This is a genomic window from Bacillus sp. HMSC036E02, assembly GCF_001836235.1.
Lineage (GTDB): Bacteria > Bacillota > Bacilli > Bacillales > Bacillaceae_G > Bacillus_A > Bacillus_A cereus.
Genome location: NZ_KV827854.1, coordinates 45,373 through 64,811, shown reverse-complemented (window position 1 = coordinate 64,811; position 19,439 = coordinate 45,373). Strand labels below are relative to the sequence as shown.

The window sequence follows — 19,439 nt, the reverse complement described above, 5'->3', positions numbered from 1 at the left end:
AATCGTGTGCTTTTATGTTAAATTTGTATTTAATATATTTCCATCCATCGCCTCGTGAAACGTATATGTTGTACATCCCCATGGCTCTCTGTGCAAAATAGGAGAACCAGACCATCCCATCGCTCTCAGTTCGGCACCAATCATTACATTCACATAATTATGACCTACAAGAGCTATACTTCCATGTACGAGAGCATAACGATGTAACAGGTAAGCCGCTTGCCTTACCCTCTCTCTTACTTCCTTATAAGACTCAACATCTTTATGGTAGCCAAGTATCCATAATGTTCGTCCAATGAACATCCATACCTTAATTGTGCATTTCAACCACTTCGGAGCAAAAAAGCATGAAGGAACTTCAGCTTCTCTAAAAAGAGAATTTTGCATAAAAGATAAAGAATCCGTCAATTCAGCTGCTGATTGTACAGCACGCCTTTGATCACTTGTTAAGACAAATTTCGCTGCTTCAATTGCCTCTATTGTTTCTATCGGTATTTTAGCTTTTTGTATCATTGACTCGGAATCATACTGTTTCATCCATTCGTGAAATGAATTAATTGTCATCGGTTCTCTTATACGACTTAAACAACCATGACGAATAAAAGAAATCTTCATTCTTTTCACTCTCCATTCATCACTTATGAACTCTATTATGCACTAGTTCTAAACATCATACCACGCAAGAAAATAAAGTTATATACCTTTACATCTCCCCACCACTATCATGTGTTATCGAAGCATGGATACCATCCATCCCATCAAAATATGTACTCGTATCATATTGACGAATCTTTTTTAAATGCATATAAGAAAATAAAAATAAAATTAAAGCTATAACACTCCCCACAAATTCAAACATCATTTTACCGCCTCTAATTTCTCCCACTTCAGCAGGTTATTCTACTTTTTCATTATACCTCGATATAAAGATTCTCGCATTTTTGCTATTTTTTCTAAAAAACATGGATTTTCTACATATTTTCTTACAAAAAGTGAATATTTTTCGAATTTTTACTTTGGAAACATTTACAAAGTAGGAAATATGGTTCAAAATAGGAGGAAATAAAAAAACCCAAATTTATTCTTTTTTTGGGAAAACTGTAACAAGGAGAGTTGCTTATGCAGATCGCAGAAACTGGAGATATCATCGAATTTAAAGGTGGAATGCAAGGCCGTGTTCAAAAAGTAAATCAAAACTCTGTTATTGTTGATATAACAATTATGAAGAATTTTAGAGAACTAGATATGGAACCTCTTACAGTTGTAAGTCATAAAAACTATACTGTCATTAATCAAAATGCATAATATAATAGAAAGAAAGGGCCTGTATACTATACAGGCCCTTTCTTTCTATTAACGATTATCAATTGTTTCCGGATATAGATCGTGGTTCATCATGCGGTAGTCAGCCATTTGTTCATACTTCGTACCTGGGCGCCCGTAGTTGCAGTATGGATCAATTGAAATGCCACCACGTGGTGTGAATTTCCCCCATACCTCAATATAACGCGGATCCATTAATTTAATTAAATCGTTCATAATAACGTTCATGCAATCTTCGTGGAAATCACCATGATTGCGGAAACTAAATAAATACAACTTTAAAGATTTACTCTCTACCATTTTTTGCTCTGGAATATAGCTAATATAAATTGTTGCAAAATCTGGTTGTCCTGTTTTCGGGCATAAACTTGTAAATTCAGGACAATTGAATTTTACAAAATAATCACGGTTTGGATGATTATTATCAAATACCTCTAATATTTCTGGGCTATATTCAAATAAATATTTTGTATTTTGATTCCCTAGTAATGTTACATCTTTTAAATCTTCATCTAATCTTCCTGTCATTTTAAACATCCCTTCTCGTTATACGCCGCGCTTATTTCCCCATACTAACGCATGAAGCTGAGGCAATACTTTTGCATCATTCATCTCTTTACAATTTACAGCTTTATCAATCAGCCATTCATACTTATCTAATAATTTTTTTATAAGCATCGCATCATCCACTGTTTTTGTATCATCGTTTCCTACTTGTAAGAAAAATGGTACCTTTGGATAACGTTCGTGCATCTTAACTGCATATTCAAAATCATGATCATCGAATACTACTACTTTTAAACTAATATCTTTTCCTGCTAGTTTCTGAATAATAGCATCTAACTTATGAAAATCTGTTTTCATCGTTGAACTTGGTGGTTTTGGAGAAATTGTTACCTCATCAATTTGAAGTAACCAATCTTGCCATTTACTCCCTTGCGTTTCAATTGCCGTTCGCATTCCATTTTCTTTTAATATAGAAAGAAGAAACTCAATATTTTTCAGTAATGCCGGATTTCCACCTGAAATCGTAACATGAGAAAAATTTTCTCCTCCAATTGCAACAAGCTCATCCCAAATATCTTCTGGTGTCATCTGTCTAATTTGATCTTTAGCTGATCCATCCCACGTAAAAGCAGAATCACACCAAGCACAGCTATAATCACAACCAGCTGTACGGATAAACATTGTTTTTTGCCCTACAACCATTCCTTCACCTTGAATAGTCGGACCGAATATTTCTAAGACAGGGATTTTACTCATCAAGCATCCACTCCCGTCTTACTTCCGCATAACTAGTCGGCGTCTCAAATAGACGAACAAATTCAACGCGAGCTCCTTTATATTCGTTCACTCGATTCTCTTTTGTTAGTGCTTCTGCCATCTTTTCATAAATCCAAACGACCATATTTTCAGCAGTCGTATTCATTGCAGGTAACGTTTCGTTTAAATAACGATGATCTAGATAAATTTCGATTTCATTTTTCCAAATTTCTTTTATATCTCCAAAGTCAATTGCAAGACCTATTTCATTTACATATCCACTAATTCCAAATACAACTTTATATGTGTGACCGTGTAAGTTTTTACATTTCCCTTCATAACAGTGTAAATGGTGTGCTGCATCAAATGTAAATTCCTTGCTGACCATTACTCTTTTATTATGGTATTTGAGTTGTTTACGCTGAATATCCTTGTCCATTTTTTGCAAATTCTCTACGATGCGAAATCCAAAAAAGTTATCCATTAGTTATTCGCTCCTTCGCGTTCTTGTAGGTACGTATCTAATCCTGCTTTACGAAGTTGACATGCTGGACATTCACCGCAACCATCACCAATGATTCCGTTATAACATGTTAATGTTTTTTCTCGAACAAACTCAAATGCTCCAAGTTCATCTGATAATTTCCATGTTTCAGCCTTATCAATCCACATAAGTGGCGTGTGAATGACAAACGGGTAATCCATAGATAAATTTAAAGTAACATTTAACGATTTCACAAACACGTCACGGCAGTCTGGATAACCACTGAAATCAGTTTCACATACACCCGTTACAATATGACGTGCTCCAACTTGTTTTGCTAATACAGCAGCAAATGATAAGAAGAGTAAATTTCGTCCATCTACAAATGTCGATGGCAATTCACCTTCTTCATGTGTAATCTCCATATCCGTTCTGGTTAACGCATTTGGAGCAAGTTGATTTAATAGACTCATATCTAGTACCGTATGCTTTATTCCTAGTTCTTTTGCAATTTCCGCTGCACAATCAATTTCTAGCTTATGACGTTGATTGTAATTAAACGTTACAGCTTCTACCTCTGCAAACTGCTCTATTGCCCAAAATAAACATGTCGTACTATCTTGTCCTCCACTAAAAACAACAACTGCTTTTTCTTTTTTCATTTCACTCATTCTCCTTCTCTACTATAAATAAGAAGAAAGAACGTTCTTGAACTGTCACAATAAAAAAACAAAACAATACCTAAGGATATTGTTGTTTCCATAGTTTTTTATAGAGGGAGTTCGCGAACCTCTCCCGCGCGATGCACGGAATTTCTTCTTTCATTGACACAGCTTATTGTAACATATTGTATACTAGCGTAAAAATTTCTGATTTTTCCGCTATTTATTATTTCATTTCTTTCATTTTATAGTATGATTAATTTAATCTAAGAAGAGAGGAGGCATCCCACTGAAATCCTTTATTATTTATCTCTTTTTAAATATATTATTCATCCTGATTACAATGCTCGTATATCATTTATTTTGGAATCAAAAAGGGAAACGCTCTCCTAAATTAAATTCAGCTATATTCATTGTACTCTGTTGCCTTGCTACCGTACTCTGTATTACATTTGCAGCAAAAACAAATAATGGTTTTCAATTTGATATGCGCCATATTGTATTAATTGTCGGTACATTAACGGGAGGGCCTATTGCTGGTGGTTCTATCTTAGTTGTATTAAACATATATCGCTTATTATTAGGTGGGGTAGGTGTTTTCCCATCTCTTATCGGTTCTGTTCTTCTATTTATTGTTCTATTATTAACATATAAATTTTTCAATCGAACTTCTAATCGTATAAAAATAACACTTGCTATTATCTACAGTCTCACATACGGATTTAGTTGGATACCCTTCTTCCTTTCAAAGGTTACAAATAAGACTGATTATATACCGCATATTATTGTGTATGAGTTATGTTCAATGCTTGGTACGATTCTAATTCTATATTTACTACACATATTACAAACTCAAGTTCGTCTCCAAAACGAACTTATAAATGCTGAAAAGTTTCATTTAATTGGTGAAATGGCAGCGTCTATCTCTCATGAAATTCGTAATCCATTAACTTCAACGAAAGGTTTTTTACAACTGTTACAATCAGGTACATGCACTGAGCAGGAACGAAAATTATATATCGACATTGCCATTAATGGCATCGAACAAGCAAATCATGTTCTTACAGATTATTTAACCTTTGCTAAACCAAGCATTGAAAAAGAACAAACATTACAGTTAGAAGAAGAATTACTACATGCATTGTCGTTAATTACACCGCTTGCTAATTTAACAAATGTACGTACTCATTATATAAAGCAAAGCACTTCTTTTTTTATCGCTGGTGAAAAGCAAAAACTAAATCAATGTTTATTAAATATTTTAAAAAATTGCATTGAGGCTATGCCAAAAGGCGGTGATCTTTATTTCACATTAGTTCCTGATCATAAGCATATTCAGTTATATATAAAAGATACAGGAGTCGGTATGGATTCAGAACAAGTAAAACGTCTTGGCTCTCCTTTTTATTCAACGAAAGAAAAAGGTACTGGACTTGGAATGATGGTCGTATTCAGTGTTGTTCAAGCTATGAATGGAAAAATTGATATTATAAGTGAAAAAGGAATCGGTACAACCTTTTTATTAACTTTTCCACTCATACAAAAAACGTGATGAAATACTCATCACGTTTTTTCTGTTCCTTCAACTAATTCAGCAAAAGCTTTCACTTTTCCGTGCGGTTGTTGATTTTCTTTACGTGCTTTCCAGGCGCGCTCTTCTTCTCGCTTCTTCTTAGACATGTTTTTTCAACTCCTTCTTTTCTTTCTCCATGTAGTATTCCAAAATAAGAAAGAAAACTATGCACGTATCAAAAAAGAAGTGGTTTCCCACTTCTTCCACTTTAGCGTTGCAAAATTGCATGTTTCGCCTCTTTTAACTGCGTAAGATGTCTTTGTTCATGCAAATCAAGAAATTGAACCCATTGATACAAATTCAGATCATTAAAAACAGGATGCTTTAATCCATTTTCAAATAAATCTTTTTCATCTATAACACTATGAAGCGCGTGTAATAGTTCTTGGCGTGAATGTTCTAGCAATTGAATTCCTTGCTGTTTTTTCATTAAAGTTTCTGTTGGTTGCATTTGCTGAGGAGCTTCTCGTTTATGTGTGCGATCAAGCGTAAGTTGGAGGTCTTTAAATGGAGTTATGTTTCTTTCCTTTTTTTGTAAAGCATATACAAGGGCAGACGTGACAGATTGTTCAACTAAATGCAAGTGGTGTAAAATTTGAATAATGCTCCATTTATCACGGCGTGGCTTTACATTCACTTCTGTGTCATTTAACATTTCAATTTCTGATAATAGCGTGCTTCGAGTAGACTGTAATGAGTTTACTAAACTTTCTAAACTTACATCCATATTAGATTGAAGCATACTTGTTCCCCCCTTTTGTTTGTGAAAAGAGGTGCTCCTTATTAGAAACACCTCTTTAGTATTCTGAATTTTCTTTTATTATCTCATCATTTTCCCATTATGTCGATGTTAAACATGTGAAAAAAAGCGTATGTTTTTTACAATTTTGTGTCGTCAATCGCATGTAACCATGCTTCAATTTCTGTAATAACACTTTTTACACAGCCTTCAGCAAATGGTGATGTTAAATTTGCAACTTCTACTAATTCTAAGAACGATTTACTTCCACCTTGTTGGCACAGATTCACATAATCTTCCCAAGCCTCTTGTCTATTATCTCTTGCACGTTTCCAAAATTGTAGCGCACAAATTTGAGCAAGCGTGTAATCAATATAATAGAACGGCGAACTATAAATATGTCCTTGACGTTGCCAAAAACCACCGCGCTCTAAATAATCATTATCCTCATAATCACGATGCGGTAAATATTTCTTCTCTATGTTACGCCATGCTGTCTTACGCTCTTCCGGTGATGCTTCAGGATTTTCATATACATAATGTTGATATTCGTCAACAGATACACCATAAGGTAAAAACAGGAGTGCTGAACTTAAGTGAGAGAAGTAATATTTATCTGCATCTTCTTCAAAGAATAGCTTCATCCATGGCCATGTAAAGAATTCCATACTCATAGAGTGGATTTCACATGCCTCATATGTTGGCCAATTATATTCTGGAATTTCAAATTTACGACTTTCATATACTTGGAAAGCATGACCTGCTTCATGTGTTAATACATCAATGTCACCAGATGTTCCATTGAAGTTTGAGAAAATAAATGGCGCTTTATAATTCTCAATATATGTACAATATCCGCCACCAGCTTTTCCTTTTTTCGCAACTAAATCTAATAAATCATTATCTAGCATGAAATTGAAAAATTCATCTGTTTCAACCGATAACTCTTTATACATTGTCTTTCCATGATCAACAATCCAATCCGCATCTCCTTTTGGAGTTGGGTTACCTGTAGCAAACTCAAAGTTTTCGTCGTAATAAGCTAACTTCTCTACACCGATACGTGCTTGTTGTCGCTTTCTTAATTCCGTTGTAACGGGAACGATATAATCTAGCACTTGCTGACGGTAATTAGCCACCATCTCCGCATTATAATCTGTACGGTACATTCTTGCATATCCAAGTTCAACAAAGTTTTTGAAACCTAAAGATTTTGCGATTTTCGTTCTCACTTTAACAAGCTCATCATAAATACGATCTAGTTCTTCCTCATTTCCAGCTAAAAATCCGTAGTATGCTTCACTTGCTGCTTTACGTTCGCTTCTTTCTTTTCCTTGCATAAACGGAATCAGTTGCGATAACGTTCTTTCTTCTCCAGCAAAGTCAATTTTTGCAGATGCTAATAACTGTGTATATTGCGATGATAATTTATTTTCTAATTGTAAATCTTTCACGACTTCATCTGAATATGTTTTTAAATCACATTCTGCTAGAGCAAATAATTGTTTTCCATAATACGCCTCTAATTCTTCACGAAATGGAGAATTAATGAGTGCCTTATAATATTTTGTACCATATCCTTGTACAACTGGAGAGAATTCATCAAAGAAATCCTGCTCCTCCTTATAAAAAGTATCCGTCGTATCAACAGAATGGCGAATGTAACAAAGGTTTCCCATTGTACCAAAATCGTTGCGAATCTCATTAATTGAATGAATGACTTGTTTTTGTTCTTCTACAGTTTTTGCGTTATCAAACTTCTCTAAAGCAACAGTAAATTTCTCTTTTAACTCTTCAATATTTGGGCGTTTATATTCATAGTCTTTAAATGACATGAACGAGCCTCCTCTCCATTACATACCTTTATTATAATTCAATACGTATTCTCGAATCCCCTCTTAATTTTCAACAAATTTCGGCAGTGACTGCCATGAGTTCATTACAAATAAAGAAGCCTTGGATTTATTTATCCAAAGCTCCTTTGGAACATATTATTTTTCATACTTCCCAATTTTTTTTAATAAATCAAGTAATTCATCTTTTTCATCTTTCGTTAACATTTCAAAAGACTGATGTATAACTTTCTCATGCCCCGGAAAAATAGAAGCAATAAAGTTCTCGCCAGACTCAGTTAATTGCGCGTAAATAACACGTCTGTCATTCGGACATGGGATTCTCTTTACTAATCCCTTTTTCTCCAACTTATCTACAACATATGTAATGCTGCCACTAGCTATTAAAATGCGCTCACCAATTTGCTGGAGTGGTTGACCGCCTTTATGATATAGCAGTTCTAATACAGCAAATTCAGTTGGATTTAACCCGTTACTTTGTATAGATTTATTTGTAGTATCCATAACAGAACGATGTACACGAGATAATGCAATAAATACTTTTAAAGATTGAGAAATATCTTCTCGTTCATTATTTGATGTCATACAACTTTCAACCCTTCACTTAAATTCTCAGCAATAAAAAGAAAATACCACTTCATACTTCATGTGAATTCCGAATGAGCATTCACTCATCCATTTCCTCTCCCCTAATATATTAAAAATCATTCTTGAATAAAAACATGACAATTTTAACATAGTTTATATATAATGATAATAAAAAAAGAAGGAGTACCACATTTGAAAGTCAAATTCCAAAGCATAATTATATATATATTGCTTGTTATCCTACCGACAATAGGGATTGGTGCTACATTTTATTCGTATCATACATATAAAATGAAACAGGAAAACAAATTATCTGCTCATACAGTTCTCTTTTTATATAGAGATTATTTGGATCATCATCTTGGTGAAGCAATTTCTGCTTTAGACATGCTTGCAAAAGTTGTAGGCACCGAGACTGGTAATATAAATGGCATTAAACAAATTGTACATGATACAGATGGAAACGATGCACGCTTTTCTGGTCTATATTACGCTACACCAGAAGGAGTCATTACAATCGCATCTGAAGATGAATCAAAGCCTATAGATGTTTCAGACCGTAAATATATTCAAGACGCGCTCCAAACTAAAAAAACCACTGTATCATCAGTCATTACTGATCGCGTTCTTGGACATAAAGCTATTATGATTGCTACCCCCATATTTAATAAACAGAAGGAGCTCTCAGGATTATTATTAGCTAGTTTACGCTTTGATTACATTTCCTCTTCTTTAAATGCCATTAAACCACAATACCATTTTGAGGTAACTGATAAACATGATGTAGTTTTTCTAACCGATGATAATAACGACACAAGTGATACGCATTCTAATATGCTTACTACCCCACTCCAAAGATTAAATTGGAAGGTCTCTGTTTCTCCATTACCCATTCATCAAAAAACCTTATACCAGTGGGTTGCAATAGAGTGTATAGCTACTTTATTTTTAATGTCTATTTTATTTTTGCTTGCTCAATATATGTTGTTAAAACGTCAAACAAAACTTGAAAGACAACAAAATGAACTACAGAAAATTGAATTAGTTGGAACTTTTGCAGCGAGTACAGCACACGAAATCCGTAATCCTCTTACTGGAATTAAAGGACTCGTCGCTCTATTAAAAGAGAAATATAAAGATGAACAAGATCAGTTCTACTTTTCCGTAATTGAACAAGAAATAGAGCGAATCAATGAAATTGTAAGTGAATTTCTTATTCTAGGAAAGCCAACCGCCATCATCGAACAAACATATGATGTAAGAACAATTCTAAATGAGGTAGCATTAATTATTCAATCTGAGGCGAATTTACATAACATTGTATTCCATTTACATTTGCCAGACCATCCTGTTCATATCCGTTGTTCGAAAGACCATATGAAACAAGTGGTTTTAAACATTACCAAAAATGCAATTGAGGCCATGACTTCTAATGATACACTAACCATTGTAGTAAAAAACAATGAAACACACGCACAACTGCATATTACAGATACTGGAAAAGGGATTCCGCAACATATTCAAAAACACCTCTTTCATCCGTTCTTTACTAATAAAGATACTGGAACAGGTCTTGGACTTGTCATATGTAAACGAATTGTAGAGATGTATAATGGGCATATTTTTATCGACAGTACAGAAAATGAAGGAACGACAGTTCATATCGAAATTCCGTTACACATAGTATAATTATCCTTATCCTATAAGGGTAATTATACTTATTTCATAAAACCAGCCACAAGCATTCGCCAAAAATTATTTGATTTTCCTTCATACCCGATTTGAAAAATAGGTATTTTTATAATTGAAAACCATTTCGGTGTTTGTTTTTCTTTATAACATTGATATTGTAAAATAAGCTTGTCCAATTCTTGACTAACTTGAATTGTCTCCCTACTATTTAGCCCACTTGTTAATCCTAGTTGAATCATTTCTTCACGTTTCATATGAATATCACGTGAAAGCTTTTCTAATGTGTACTTCCTTTTTACAGTAAACATCCATATCCCCCTTATTATACTTCCATGCTCTTAACTTCACTTCTCCATTGACTTGTTTAACTACTTAATCATATGCAAATTTGAAGAATCAGAAAATTTAACATTTTCTCCCTGTAATTTACAAATCTTTACCCTCACTTTGAGAATTATTACAAATTATTCTATCTTTGTAAATACATTCGCAATAATAGACATTTTTTTCATCTTCTTTTTTTATAAATTCTACGTAAACCGGGGATTCTTAATTTTCCACCTACTTTTCTTCGACATTTTTTGTTTAATTTATATAAAAAAGCAAAACATAATGATGATTGATAAAGTGAAACTTTAATCAGTGTTTTTTTGTTCAGCCCCCACTGATAATTAGCATTCACCAATCGGGTAGGCAGTGAATCTCCCACCTATCCAGCCCAATGTTGAGGTGGGAGTCTTACTACCCACAAATAGCAGGATAACAATAGAAAGGAAATATTTATATGCGAAAATATACGATTGCATTATTCATCATTGTTTTGTTTTTACCGTCTTTCTTATTTCCTATTCAAGCAAATGCTCATACGAATAAAGTTGCTATTGTCATTGATGATTTCGGTAATAATATGAAGGGGACTAATCAAATGTTATCACTTCCCATTCCACTCACTGTTGCTGTTATGCCTTTTCTTCCTTCCACAAAAGAAGACGCAATAGCTGCCCATAAGAAAGGACATGAAGTTATTATACATATGCCAATGGAACCTATAAAAGGTAAAAAAGAATGGCTTGGGCCGAAAGCAATTACAACTGATTTAAGCGATGAAGAAATAAACAACCGACTTGAACAAGCGATTCAAGAAGTACCGCATGCAATTGGAATGAACAATCATATGGGGTCAAAAGTAACAGCGGATGAAAGAATTGTTCGCCTTATACTTGCTGCTTGTAAAAAACACGGTTTATTTTACTTAGATAGTAAAACGAATCCTAATAGTGTCGTCCCAAAAATCGGAAAAGAATTAGGAGTTCCTATTATTGAAAACCAACTATTTTTTGATGATGTGTATACAGCAGGACATATTTCAAAACAAGCCCAATTACTCATCAAAAAAATTCAAGAAAAACCTATTATGGTAGCTATCGGGCATGTGGGCCCCCCAGGTGAAATTACATCACGCGTTATTGAAACTTCTATCCCTAAAATTCGTGAGCATGCAGACTTTATTTTCTTATCTGATCTAGCATTATCCCCGCCTCCTGTTTCAAAATAAAGTTCATTACTCACATCCCTCACCAATTGGGCTTTTACGGGCAGTCCGCCCCCACTTAACTTCTTTGCTTGCGCTGAATTTTGAGGCGAAGATCTTACTGCCCACAAATAGCGGGACAAAAAAGTACCTATCTATATATAACAGATAGGTACTTTTCTTTTTAACTTAAATATAATCTACATGACTCACTCTGAATCCTTTTTTCTCTATTTTTCCGATTAATTGCTTTAATTTTGTTTCATCTAACTCATCTGATATATTTACAATAACGCGGCGGATATATTGATCACCGTTATCTAGCGTAAATAGGCCACCGATATTATATGCTTTTAACAATGTCCCAAGCTCTTTAATCGTTCCCTTACAATCTTGTGTTGCAATTGTTAATATATAACCACCTGTTCGCATACCAAATGAATCTTCAATAACATCAAATATATTCGAATGCGTTAACATACCGACAAATTCATTATAATCATTTAGCACGGCTAAAAACGGAAGCCGACGAATTACATAAAAGGCTCTGAAGAAGGAATCCTTTTCAAAAATAAATGCATTGGAATCGTCGAGCATATCCCCTGCACTTACATGCTCTAATCCGCTATTGCATTTTTTTTCTAATAAATCTACTTTATAAATAATCCCCGTGAATTTCTTCTCATCTTCTGCTAATACCGGGATGGCTCGAAATCCCGTTTCGTTCATCATTTGCAGTGCCTCTTCACCAGAATCATTTATTTTGCAAAATGTTACTTGCTGCTTTGGCAGAAAATGATATTTAACTCGCAAAATATGTTCCTCCTTACATGTCAACATGTAATCTATATATAATAAGGAGACCTATATTTTATGAGTGAAATTATTTTTTAAAACGCTTTCATTTATTTATTAACTTGTAGCTATATCACATCCATTTTTATATAACAGAGCTTCTTGCCCCCTTAATCATTAATAACTTTACATGATAGTTCATTAAATATTCTATACCCTCTAGCCATTTTTTCGCCTCTTCTGGCGTTTTTCCCCACACAATCATGCCGTAATTATGAACAAGAACTACCCCTCCACCTTCAATGAAATTCGGAACATTCCTTTCTAATAAATCAGCGAATTTTTTTTCATCTTCTACAATTGGAATTGTCATTTCTGTTATACCTTCTTTTCCGAAAACACGCTCCACACTGCGTTTATCGAACGTTACTTCTCCTTCTTCCCCATATAACTCTGATATTAAATGACTATCTACAGTCTGCACTTGTAAAATACATCCTGCACTACTTTTTTTATAAATATCCGCATGCATAAATGACTCTGCAGCTGGTTTTTCTTCATTTTCAAATACTGACTCGCACATGCAATTTACGACAATAAAATCTTCTTCCGAAAATAGCCCTTTATCTCTTCCTTCAACATTTACTAAGAATGTTAACGGCTCTTTTGACGTGCATAGCGATAAGCTAATTTTGGTACCATAAAACCAATCACGAAGTGCCAATTCAGATTTCACATCTTTTAATTCATTCCATTTCTTCAGAAAAAATAACATTTCGTCACCCCCGGCATAATATTCATATAAGGTTCAAATCCTTTCTATGTAAAAGGAATATTTTTTGATTATTCTAAAAATTAATTGAATTATCACATGAGAACGCTTTTTTGTCAATATAGTTTCGTGGTTCTTCTTTAAAATAGGCTATTCATATGTCTATACTCCTATCTATTTCCTATTTCATTTTGTACATAAAAATACGCTACTCTTTAATTAAAGAATAGCGTATTTTCCTCATTTTTTATTCCGCATTAACGGGCAGCCCGATTAGTGAGGGCTAATAATCAGTGGGGAATGAACAAAACCCCCACTGATTAAAGTTTCGCTTTATTTCTTTATTGCATTATATAAAAACTGTGCATATTGTTCACGTGTTACGAAATTATCTCCTAAAAAATTCCCTTCCCCATCGCCCTTTGATATTTTATTATCCACTAAAGCTTTCACATATCCTTTCGCCCAATGGTCATTTGGTATATCTTTAAAATTCTCTGCACTATTTTCATTTTCTTTTAACTGAAATACTCTTTGTAATACTACTGACATTTCATATCGAGTTAATACTCCATCTGGACGGAACATACCATTTCCATAGCCTGTCATAATTCCAGCTTGAACCACTGCATCAATAGCCGTTTCATACATATTTCCTTTCGTATCTGTAAATGCCGTTTTTGGTACTAGATTATTTTCTAATTTTAAATACCTTTGTATTAGAAGAGCTACTTGTCCACGAGTAATGTTATCACCAAATCCAAATTCACCATTTCCATAGCCTATAAATAATTTTTCTTTCGCTAAGTAATTAATTGCTTCTTCTGACCAATGTCCCTTTGGTACATCTTTAAATTCTACCACTTCTGTTTTCTCATCTTCTTTAGACGTATTACCGTCTTTACTTTCTACTACATTTTGAATAACAGACCCTGTAAAGAAAATTCCTGTATCCGCGAATGGATCTTTCACACCAAATTCATATATTTTCTCACCTGGTGTACTCCATTTCACTACACCATTACTATACGTACCGTTATCGCTCTTCAGACGGATTTTCGTAGAAACCTCACCATCTTTTTCATATATAGGTACTTTTACTTCTTTATTTACTTCTGTTTCCTCTAAAAATACTTTTTGATTTTGGACATTAATATAAGCCGTCTTACTTAGTTCTATAACTGGTCGGACATCACGGATTTCATTTGCAACAAAACTTAGAAATACTAATTTTTTCAAATTACTAACTGGTGATAAGTCTGAAATATAATTCGCTTCTAAATCAAGCTTTTGTAAGTTTACTAAACTTGATAATGGCGTAATATCCTTTAACTCATTGTTAGGTAAGTGTAATTGTTTTAACTGTGTCATCTTACTTAGAGGAGTAACATCTTTTATTTCATTTTTCCCGATCCACAATTCTTCTAATTGCTTCATTTGCTCAATGCCGGATAAATCTTTAACTTTATTACGTGTTAATACTAAGTCTGTTAAAGGTAATGAATATAACGCTTTAATATCTTCAATTTGATTACCTGCTAAAGTTAAGTATGTTACATTTTTCAAAGCGCTTAATGGAGCAACGTTCGTAATTTTATTATTTGCTAAATTCAAGTAATCTAGTTGTTCCATTTTCGCTAATGCTGTTACATCTTCTATTTGGTTGCCTGATAGAAATAAACTTTTTACATTTTTCATTTCAGTTAGTGGTGCAACGTTTGTAATTTTATTATTACTTAAATCAAGAGATTCTAAATTATCCATCTTAACAAGTGGCGTTACATCTGAAAATTCATTACCACGCAAAGCTAAATGACTTAATTGCTTTAAGTTCGCAAAGAACGACGGATCTTTTATCTTCGCATTCGCAACTGTTAAAGATTTTAAATTTGGCATATATTTTAATGCACTATAATCAAGTATCTCATTTGTATTTAAAAACAAATCCTTTACTTGTAATAAATCTTCTTTCGTAATTGGTGTATTTAAATCTTTTCTATTAAATACTTTTTTATTAACAAGCTCTCTTAATTTCTTATCTGTTATCATATTTTGATTATCAACTGGATTATCCGTTTCCGTATTGCCTGAATTAGAGTTATCATCTGGTTTCTCTGTTTCTTTGTTACCTACAGTTGGATCTTTAATTTCAAATTGAACTTGATATTTGTGATCATATCCAATAGCTGGAATAAGTATATGCATTTGCATATTGTGCTTCTTCTCAAACTCACCAATTTCAAATTGAACTACTTTCGTTCCATTCTTCCTCTTATCTTCTGACAAAACCTTCACATCATGAAATACACCAGGCTGGTTTCTATCTTCTATTCTAAGATATTGAAAATAATCACTATCTTGCATTGTTACAGTGACAATTTTTTTGCCAGCTGCAATCGTTACTTTAGGATCTTTTATATATTGAGAAACCATAGATGGCTCATCTTTTTGGTCCTTATATATTTTAATCTCAGTATCATACGTGCGATCACTCGCTGCTGCTACCGATTGATTTGCTTCAACTTTTAATGCCGCTAATGCTGGAGTAGAGTACGTAGCAAATGGAATTGCTAATGTTGTCGCTACTACTAGCGCCTTCATGTAATTTTTTTTCAAAATAATATCCCCTATCATATATAATCTTTACAATTGATAAGTATTATCAATTGTCCACAAATAAATGATAATGAATATCATTATCATTGTCAATGAGAATATTACATTAAATTTATATTTTTAAAGATAAAAAAATAAAAAAGCCCTTTATTCAAAGGGCTTTTTTACCTATCGTATGAAGAATTTCACTTTTTTCCTTCTCATTGATGACACCGATTTTTTGCAAAATATTCGCGTACAATACAAGTTTATTATATATTCGTTCTGACATGTTCTCCCTTCTTTCCTTCGACCAACTTTTTTTGTATTGGTAAATTATATGAAAGAGGTGAGAAAATGTGTCCACTTTTTGCATAACTGCAAATCTTTTATTTTACAATTTACAGATAATAAAACTCCCTCCTAAAAATTAGGCGGGAGTTTATGTGCTTTCACTGTATTTAACAAACTGTCCACTGAATATTATGCTTCTTAAGTTCTTCTTCAAAGCTATATGGCATTTTTTTATCACAAATTACGTGTTGAATACGCGAAATTGCTGCTATACGATAATTCCCTTTCACGCCTACCTTCGTATGATCACATAAAATATATGTTTTCTCAGCTAATTTCATGATCGCCTCTGACAATTTCGCTTTCTCTAATTCAAAGCTGGAAACTCCAAAACTAGGTAATAACCCATCAATCGAAACGAACGCTTTATGAAAATGAAATTGCTGTATGACTTGCTGAGAAATAGACCCTGATACACGCGAATGCTTTGGAGATACTTTTCCACCTATAAACAAAACTTCACCGTGAAACATCTTTTTATTAATAGAAGAAATTAATTGTGTTGCGACTGGAAATGAACTTGTTACAATCGTTAAGTTTTTACGATGAACAAGGTATGGAACCATTTGAAGCGGTGTACTTCCATCATCAATTGCAATGACATCACCGTCTTCTACAAATGTCGCTGCTTTATAACCAATTCTTTTCTTCTCTTCTATATGTAGCATTTCTCTTTCTAACATTGGTGCCTCTACTCCAGCGCCTGGAAGTTGAACAGCTCCACCATACACTTTTTTCAGCTTCTTTTCACGATCTAATTCTTCTAAATATCGACGAATCGTTTCTGTTGATACAGCAAATTCTCTCGCTAATTCTGAAACCTTTACTTTCCCTTTAAATTCTACCTTTTCAAGAATGGTTCGCTTTCTTTCTTCTCCTACTACAGACATAGCTTCACCTCATTTATATCTCCCTTATAAACGTCCTTACTTATACAAAGCTATAATTTTCTTTATAAGTAGAAACTTCTTCATGAATATGAATACCGCGCTTTGCTAGCTCATCAAAAATCAATTGTGGATTTTCAAAGGCTTCTTCAGGCGTAACAACACCCACCCTATTTACATTTCCATTTGCAATTAACTCTGCAGCAATCCCAAATGGAATACCGACGTTTCTCGTATACGCTCTTAATTTTTCCCATCCTACAACAGAACCATCAGATAACGGATGTGTATGATATAACACATGTCTTTGCTTCTCATTATTTTTCATACCTATTACTTCTACATGAAGTGCATAACCATAAAGCTCTGTTTCTTGCCCTTCTTTCGATTGCAATAAATACTGTGAAATACAATCCATAATGCCTATTTCTTTCCCGTTTATTTCAATCTGATCATTACGCAATATGCCGTAATCATATAAAGCACGTACAAGTTGCATATTTTGCTGTGGCCAAGTTCCTCTCGTCTCTATCAGTTTGACACCTTTATTTTCTAATGCCTTTGCTAGCGTAATCGTTTCAGAATGCGGAATGATATACTGCGTTGCCTTACCATAAGGCTCTGGCAATTCTATTTCTCTCGGACGCGCAAACGGAGGTACTTGCTTAAATTCACCATCTTCATACACTGTACGCGATGGTAAATATGGATCATATTCATATGTCGTTGTCTCTGTAATTGATGCAGAAAAAGCAATCGGACGATACGAACCGTGACTTACACGGACAGACTCTACAGTATCCAATTGATTTGCTGCATGCATTGCCATCATTTGCGTTACACCCGGCGTCATGCCAAATCCAGGTAAACATATCTTTTCATTTTCAACAAATATAGCATGCGATTCATTTTCTTCACCAAATCCATTTAAGTTCACACCGTGACATCCTGCTTCTGCAATACAGCGGGTCGACAATCTGTTTAACTTTATCGTCGTACCGTCCATTACAATGTCATAACCAATCATTTTTGCAACCGTATCCTCGTGATCCGTTACATCTACTTTTACAAAATCAACACGAGGGTCGTTGAGCCATTCTACTACTTTACGGCCCTCCACCTCGTTAAAATCAGCTACTGTAATTGTCTCAAAAGATGAAAATTGAACTAAATCCAAAATAGCTTCGCGACAAATTTTACCTGCTCCACCTAAGCAAAACACTTTCACCCAATAACAGCTCCTTTAGCAATACTATCAACTAAGCGATTAATATCTTGTTCATGTACATCACCGATATTTCCAATGCGGAACGTATCTACTTTCGAAATTTTCCCAGGGTAAATAACAAATCCATAACGCTTTAATTCGTTATATAACTGTTGAAACTCGAATCCCTCTTTTGGATAAATGAAAGATGTAATAATAGGAGATTGGTATTCCTCATCTACTAGTGGCTTAAATCCAATTTCTCCCATTCTATTTACTAGTAGTTTTTGATTGTTGTAATATCGATTGTAACGCGCTCTTACTCCTCCCTCTTTTTCTAGTTCAAGTAGTGCTTGATAAAAAGCATGTACAACATGTGTAGGTGAAGTAAAACGCCATTTCCCATTTTGTTTTTCCATCGTTTCCCATTGATCATATAAATCAAGAGATAAAGAGCGTCCTTGCCCTTTACACTTCAATAATTCATCACGTTTTGCGATTACAAATCCGAATCCAGGAACCCCTTGAATACACTTATTCGCACTACTAATTAAAAAATCAATTTGTAAATCAGCAATGTCTATTTCAATCCCGCCGAAACTACTCATCGCATCAACAATTGTAACCTTTCCATACTGTTTTCCTAATTTACATACATCTACAATTGGATTTATAATGCCTGTCGTCGTTTCGCAATGAACAACTGCAATATGCGTAATCTCTTTATCTTCTTGCAATAACTTCTCTACTTCTACAATATTAGTAGGTTCCCACTCTTCTGTTTGACTGACCACCACATCAATCTGTAACATCTCTGCCATTTGCACAATGCGCTTACCGTACGCACCATTTGTACAAACGAGAATCTTCCCATTTGCCGGAATAACAGAACCAATTACTGCTTCAACTGAAAACGTACCGCTTCCTTGCATTAACACTGTTGTATATTTCTCTTCTTCCTTCGTCGCTAACGATACAAGTTTAGCTCTTACTTCTTGCACCATCGTATTATATTCATCATCCCACGTACACCAATCGTATAGCATAACTTCTTTTACTGATTTTGTTGTCGTTAATGGTCCTGGTGTTAATAATAAGTAGTGATTTTCAGTCATGATCCT

21 protein-coding genes and 1 riboswitch are annotated in these 19,439 nt (G+C 34.1%); of the genes, 4 read left to right on the top strand and 17 right to left on the bottom strand.

Translation table 11 applies throughout. From position 1 onward, the window contains the following. Positions 1 to 12: 12 nt before the first annotated feature. Positions 13 to 615: a histidine phosphatase family protein gene (locus tag HMPREF2590_RS16140; protein ID WP_000703097.1), complete on the bottom strand. Its 603-nt coding sequence runs from the start codon at positions 613 to 615 to the stop codon at positions 13 to 15. Between the two features lie 88 nt (positions 616 to 703). Further along, positions 704 to 886, bottom strand: a complete 183-nt coding sequence (locus HMPREF2590_RS16135; RefSeq protein ID WP_002004691.1) for a hypothetical protein — start codon at positions 884 to 886, stop codon at positions 704 to 706. 233 nt (positions 887 to 1,119) lie between these two features. On the opposite strand from HMPREF2590_RS16135, the gene HMPREF2590_RS16125 reads away from it, so the two are divergent. Beyond that, the gene (locus HMPREF2590_RS16125; RefSeq protein ID WP_001165082.1) at positions 1,120 to 1,305 is read left to right on the top strand and encodes a YkvS family protein; all 186 of its coding nucleotides are present in this window, start codon (positions 1,120 to 1,122) and stop codon (positions 1,303 to 1,305) included. 48 nt (positions 1,306 to 1,353) lie between these two features. On the opposite strand, the gene queF is transcribed toward HMPREF2590_RS16125, so the two are convergent. Genes queF through queC form a run of 4 tightly spaced genes read right to left on the bottom strand, consistent with a single transcriptional unit; the run spans position 1,354 to position 3,732 of the window. Continuing rightward, positions 1,354 to 1,851, bottom strand: coding sequence for a preQ(1) synthase (queF, locus tag HMPREF2590_RS16120; RefSeq protein ID WP_001986050.1), 498 nt, complete (start codon positions 1,849 to 1,851; stop codon positions 1,354 to 1,356). A gap of 18 nt (positions 1,852 to 1,869) precedes the next feature. Continuing rightward, a complete protein-coding gene (gene queE / locus HMPREF2590_RS16115) occupies positions 1,870 to 2,586 on the bottom strand; it encodes a 7-carboxy-7-deazaguanine synthase QueE (protein WP_000036297.1) in 717 nt (238 codons plus the stop codon). Continuing rightward, complete coding sequence (gene queD / locus HMPREF2590_RS16110) at positions 2,579 to 3,070, bottom strand: 6-carboxytetrahydropterin synthase QueD (protein WP_000368414.1); 492 nt, start codon at positions 3,068 to 3,070, stop codon at positions 2,579 to 2,581. Before queD ends, queE begins: the two co-directional genes overlap by 8 nt. After that, positions 3,070 to 3,732, bottom strand: coding sequence for a 7-cyano-7-deazaguanine synthase QueC (gene queC, locus HMPREF2590_RS16105; protein ID WP_000711595.1), 663 nt, complete (start codon positions 3,730 to 3,732; stop codon positions 3,070 to 3,072). Before queC ends, queD begins: the two co-directional genes overlap by 1 nt. A 93-nt stretch (positions 3,733 to 3,825) precedes the next feature. Beyond that, a riboswitch (PreQ1 riboswitch) is annotated at positions 3,826 to 3,869 on the bottom strand. 206 nt (positions 3,870 to 4,075) lie between these two features. Between queC and kinB the strand changes: the two genes are divergently transcribed. After that, on the top strand, positions 4,076 to 5,284 hold the full coding sequence (gene kinB, locus HMPREF2590_RS16100) for a sporulation sensor histidine kinase KinB (RefSeq protein ID WP_000964156.1): 1,209 nt from the start codon (positions 4,076 to 4,078) through the stop codon (positions 5,282 to 5,284). A gap of 11 nt (positions 5,285 to 5,295) precedes the next feature. Here kinB and HMPREF2590_RS30795 read toward each other — a convergent pair whose 3' ends face one another. From HMPREF2590_RS30795 to HMPREF2590_RS16080, 4 genes are all read right to left on the bottom strand, one after another. Further along, entirely contained in the window at positions 5,296 to 5,412 is a 117-nt protein-coding gene (locus HMPREF2590_RS30795) for a DUF6254 family protein (protein WP_000038355.1), read from the bottom strand. 101 nt (positions 5,413 to 5,513) lie between these two features. Beyond that, on the bottom strand, positions 5,514 to 6,047 hold the full coding sequence (locus HMPREF2590_RS16090) for a DinB family protein (RefSeq protein WP_000941969.1): 534 nt from the start codon (positions 6,045 to 6,047) through the stop codon (positions 5,514 to 5,516). A 137-nt stretch (positions 6,048 to 6,184) separates the two neighbouring features. Then, positions 6,185 to 7,879 carry a M3 family oligoendopeptidase gene (locus HMPREF2590_RS16085; RefSeq protein WP_000008578.1) on the bottom strand — a complete coding sequence of 565 codons (1,695 nt, stop codon included), beginning with the start codon at positions 7,877 to 7,879 and terminating at the stop codon, positions 6,185 to 6,187. 156 nt (positions 7,880 to 8,035) lie between these two features. Continuing rightward, positions 8,036 to 8,482 carry a MarR family winged helix-turn-helix transcriptional regulator gene (locus tag HMPREF2590_RS16080; RefSeq protein ID WP_000203336.1) on the bottom strand — a complete coding sequence of 149 codons (447 nt, stop codon included), beginning with the start codon at positions 8,480 to 8,482 and terminating at the stop codon, positions 8,036 to 8,038. Between the two features lie 195 nt (positions 8,483 to 8,677). Here HMPREF2590_RS16080 and HMPREF2590_RS16075 point away from each other — a divergent pair, with 195 nt between their 5' ends. Then, positions 8,678 to 10,174 carry a DUF3149 domain-containing protein gene (locus HMPREF2590_RS16075; protein ID WP_000865054.1) on the top strand — a complete coding sequence of 499 codons (1,497 nt, stop codon included), beginning with the start codon at positions 8,678 to 8,680 and terminating at the stop codon, positions 10,172 to 10,174. A 29-nt stretch (positions 10,175 to 10,203) separates the two neighbouring features. On the opposite strand, the gene HMPREF2590_RS16070 is transcribed toward HMPREF2590_RS16075, so the two are convergent. Further along, positions 10,204 to 10,485 carry an aspartyl-phosphate phosphatase Spo0E family protein gene (locus tag HMPREF2590_RS16070; RefSeq protein WP_000495536.1) on the bottom strand — a complete coding sequence of 94 codons (282 nt, stop codon included), beginning with the start codon at positions 10,483 to 10,485 and terminating at the stop codon, positions 10,204 to 10,206. 476 nt (positions 10,486 to 10,961) lie between these two features. On the opposite strand from HMPREF2590_RS16070, the gene HMPREF2590_RS16065 reads away from it, so the two are divergent. Next, positions 10,962 to 11,732, top strand: coding sequence for a divergent polysaccharide deacetylase family protein (locus tag HMPREF2590_RS16065; RefSeq protein ID WP_001234107.1), 771 nt, complete (start codon positions 10,962 to 10,964; stop codon positions 11,730 to 11,732). Positions 11,733 to 11,897: 165 nt separating this feature from the next. Here the strand turns inward: HMPREF2590_RS16065 and cbpA are convergent, their stop codons facing one another. From cbpA to phnW, 6 genes are all read right to left on the bottom strand, one after another. Then, complete coding sequence (gene cbpA, locus HMPREF2590_RS16060) at positions 11,898 to 12,521, bottom strand: cyclic di-AMP binding protein CbpA (protein WP_001264207.1); 624 nt, start codon at positions 12,519 to 12,521, stop codon at positions 11,898 to 11,900. 127 nt (positions 12,522 to 12,648) lie between these two features. Beyond that, positions 12,649 to 13,278 (bottom strand): class II aldolase/adducin family protein, encoded by a 630-nt coding sequence (locus tag HMPREF2590_RS16055; protein WP_000896005.1) that lies wholly within the window; start codon positions 13,276 to 13,278, stop codon positions 12,649 to 12,651. A 330-nt stretch (positions 13,279 to 13,608) separates the two neighbouring features. Further along, positions 13,609 to 15,909 carry an NEAT domain-containing leucine-rich repeat protein gene (locus HMPREF2590_RS16050; RefSeq protein WP_002004686.1) on the bottom strand — a complete coding sequence of 767 codons (2,301 nt, stop codon included), beginning with the start codon at positions 15,907 to 15,909 and terminating at the stop codon, positions 13,609 to 13,611. Between the two features lie 422 nt (positions 15,910 to 16,331). Then, a complete protein-coding gene (locus HMPREF2590_RS16040) occupies positions 16,332 to 17,114 on the bottom strand; it encodes a DeoR/GlpR family DNA-binding transcription regulator (protein ID WP_050821732.1) in 783 nt (260 codons plus the stop codon). A gap of 40 nt (positions 17,115 to 17,154) precedes the next feature. Further along, a complete protein-coding gene (locus HMPREF2590_RS16035) occupies positions 17,155 to 18,339 on the bottom strand; it encodes a saccharopine dehydrogenase family protein (RefSeq protein WP_000862174.1) in 1,185 nt (394 codons plus the stop codon). Beyond that, the gene (phnW, locus tag HMPREF2590_RS16030; protein WP_000138230.1) at positions 18,336 to 19,433 is read right to left on the bottom strand and encodes a 2-aminoethylphosphonate--pyruvate transaminase; all 1,098 of its coding nucleotides are present in this window, start codon (positions 19,431 to 19,433) and stop codon (positions 18,336 to 18,338) included. Before phnW ends, HMPREF2590_RS16035 begins: the two co-directional genes overlap by 4 nt. Positions 19,434 to 19,439: the final 6 nt, after the last annotated feature.

Excerpts from the sequence above, each read along its gene's own strand:
- HMPREF2590_RS16140 (WP_000703097.1), bottom strand. The coding sequence starts at position 615 with ATGAAGATTTCTTTTATTCGTCATGGTTGTTTAAGTCGTATAAGAGAA.
- HMPREF2590_RS16125 (WP_001165082.1), top strand. The coding sequence starts at position 1,120 with ATGCAGATCGCAGAAACTGGAGATATCATCGAATTTAAAGGTGGAATG.
- queF (WP_001986050.1), bottom strand. The coding sequence starts at position 1,851 with ATGACAGGAAGATTAGATGAAGATTTAAAAGATGTAACATTACTAGGG.
- queE (WP_000036297.1), bottom strand. The coding sequence starts at position 2,586 with ATGAGTAAAATCCCTGTCTTAGAAATATTCGGTCCGACTATTCAAGGT.
- queD (WP_000368414.1), bottom strand. The coding sequence starts at position 3,070 with ATGGATAACTTTTTTGGATTTCGCATCGTAGAGAATTTGCAAAAAATG.
- queC (WP_000711595.1), bottom strand. The coding sequence starts at position 3,732 with ATGAAAAAAGAAAAAGCAGTTGTTGTTTTTAGTGGAGGACAAGATAGT.
- kinB (WP_000964156.1), top strand. The coding sequence starts at position 4,076 with ATGCTCGTATATCATTTATTTTGGAATCAAAAAGGGAAACGCTCTCCT.
- HMPREF2590_RS30795 (WP_000038355.1), bottom strand. The coding sequence starts at position 5,412 with ATGTCTAAGAAGAAGCGAGAAGAAGAGCGCGCCTGGAAAGCACGTAAA.
- HMPREF2590_RS16090 (WP_000941969.1), bottom strand. The coding sequence starts at position 6,047 with ATGCTTCAATCTAATATGGATGTAAGTTTAGAAAGTTTAGTAAACTCA.
- HMPREF2590_RS16085 (WP_000008578.1), bottom strand. The coding sequence starts at position 7,879 with ATGTCATTTAAAGACTATGAATATAAACGCCCAAATATTGAAGAGTTA.
- HMPREF2590_RS16080 (WP_000203336.1), bottom strand. The coding sequence starts at position 8,482 with ATGACATCAAATAATGAACGAGAAGATATTTCTCAATCTTTAAAAGTA.
- HMPREF2590_RS16070 (WP_000495536.1), bottom strand. The coding sequence starts at position 10,485 with ATGTTTACTGTAAAAAGGAAGTACACATTAGAAAAGCTTTCACGTGAT.
- HMPREF2590_RS16065 (WP_001234107.1), top strand. The coding sequence starts at position 10,962 with ATGCGAAAATATACGATTGCATTATTCATCATTGTTTTGTTTTTACCG.
- HMPREF2590_RS16055 (WP_000896005.1), bottom strand. The coding sequence starts at position 13,278 with ATGTTATTTTTTCTGAAGAAATGGAATGAATTAAAAGATGTGAAATCT.
- HMPREF2590_RS16050 (WP_002004686.1), bottom strand. The coding sequence starts at position 15,909 with ATGATAGGGGATATTATTTTGAAAAAAAATTACATGAAGGCGCTAGTA.
- HMPREF2590_RS16040 (WP_050821732.1), bottom strand. The coding sequence starts at position 17,114 with ATGTCTGTAGTAGGAGAAGAAAGAAAGCGAACCATTCTTGAAAAGGTA.
- phnW (WP_000138230.1), bottom strand. The coding sequence starts at position 19,433 with ATGACTGAAAATCACTACTTATTATTAACACCAGGACCATTAACGACA.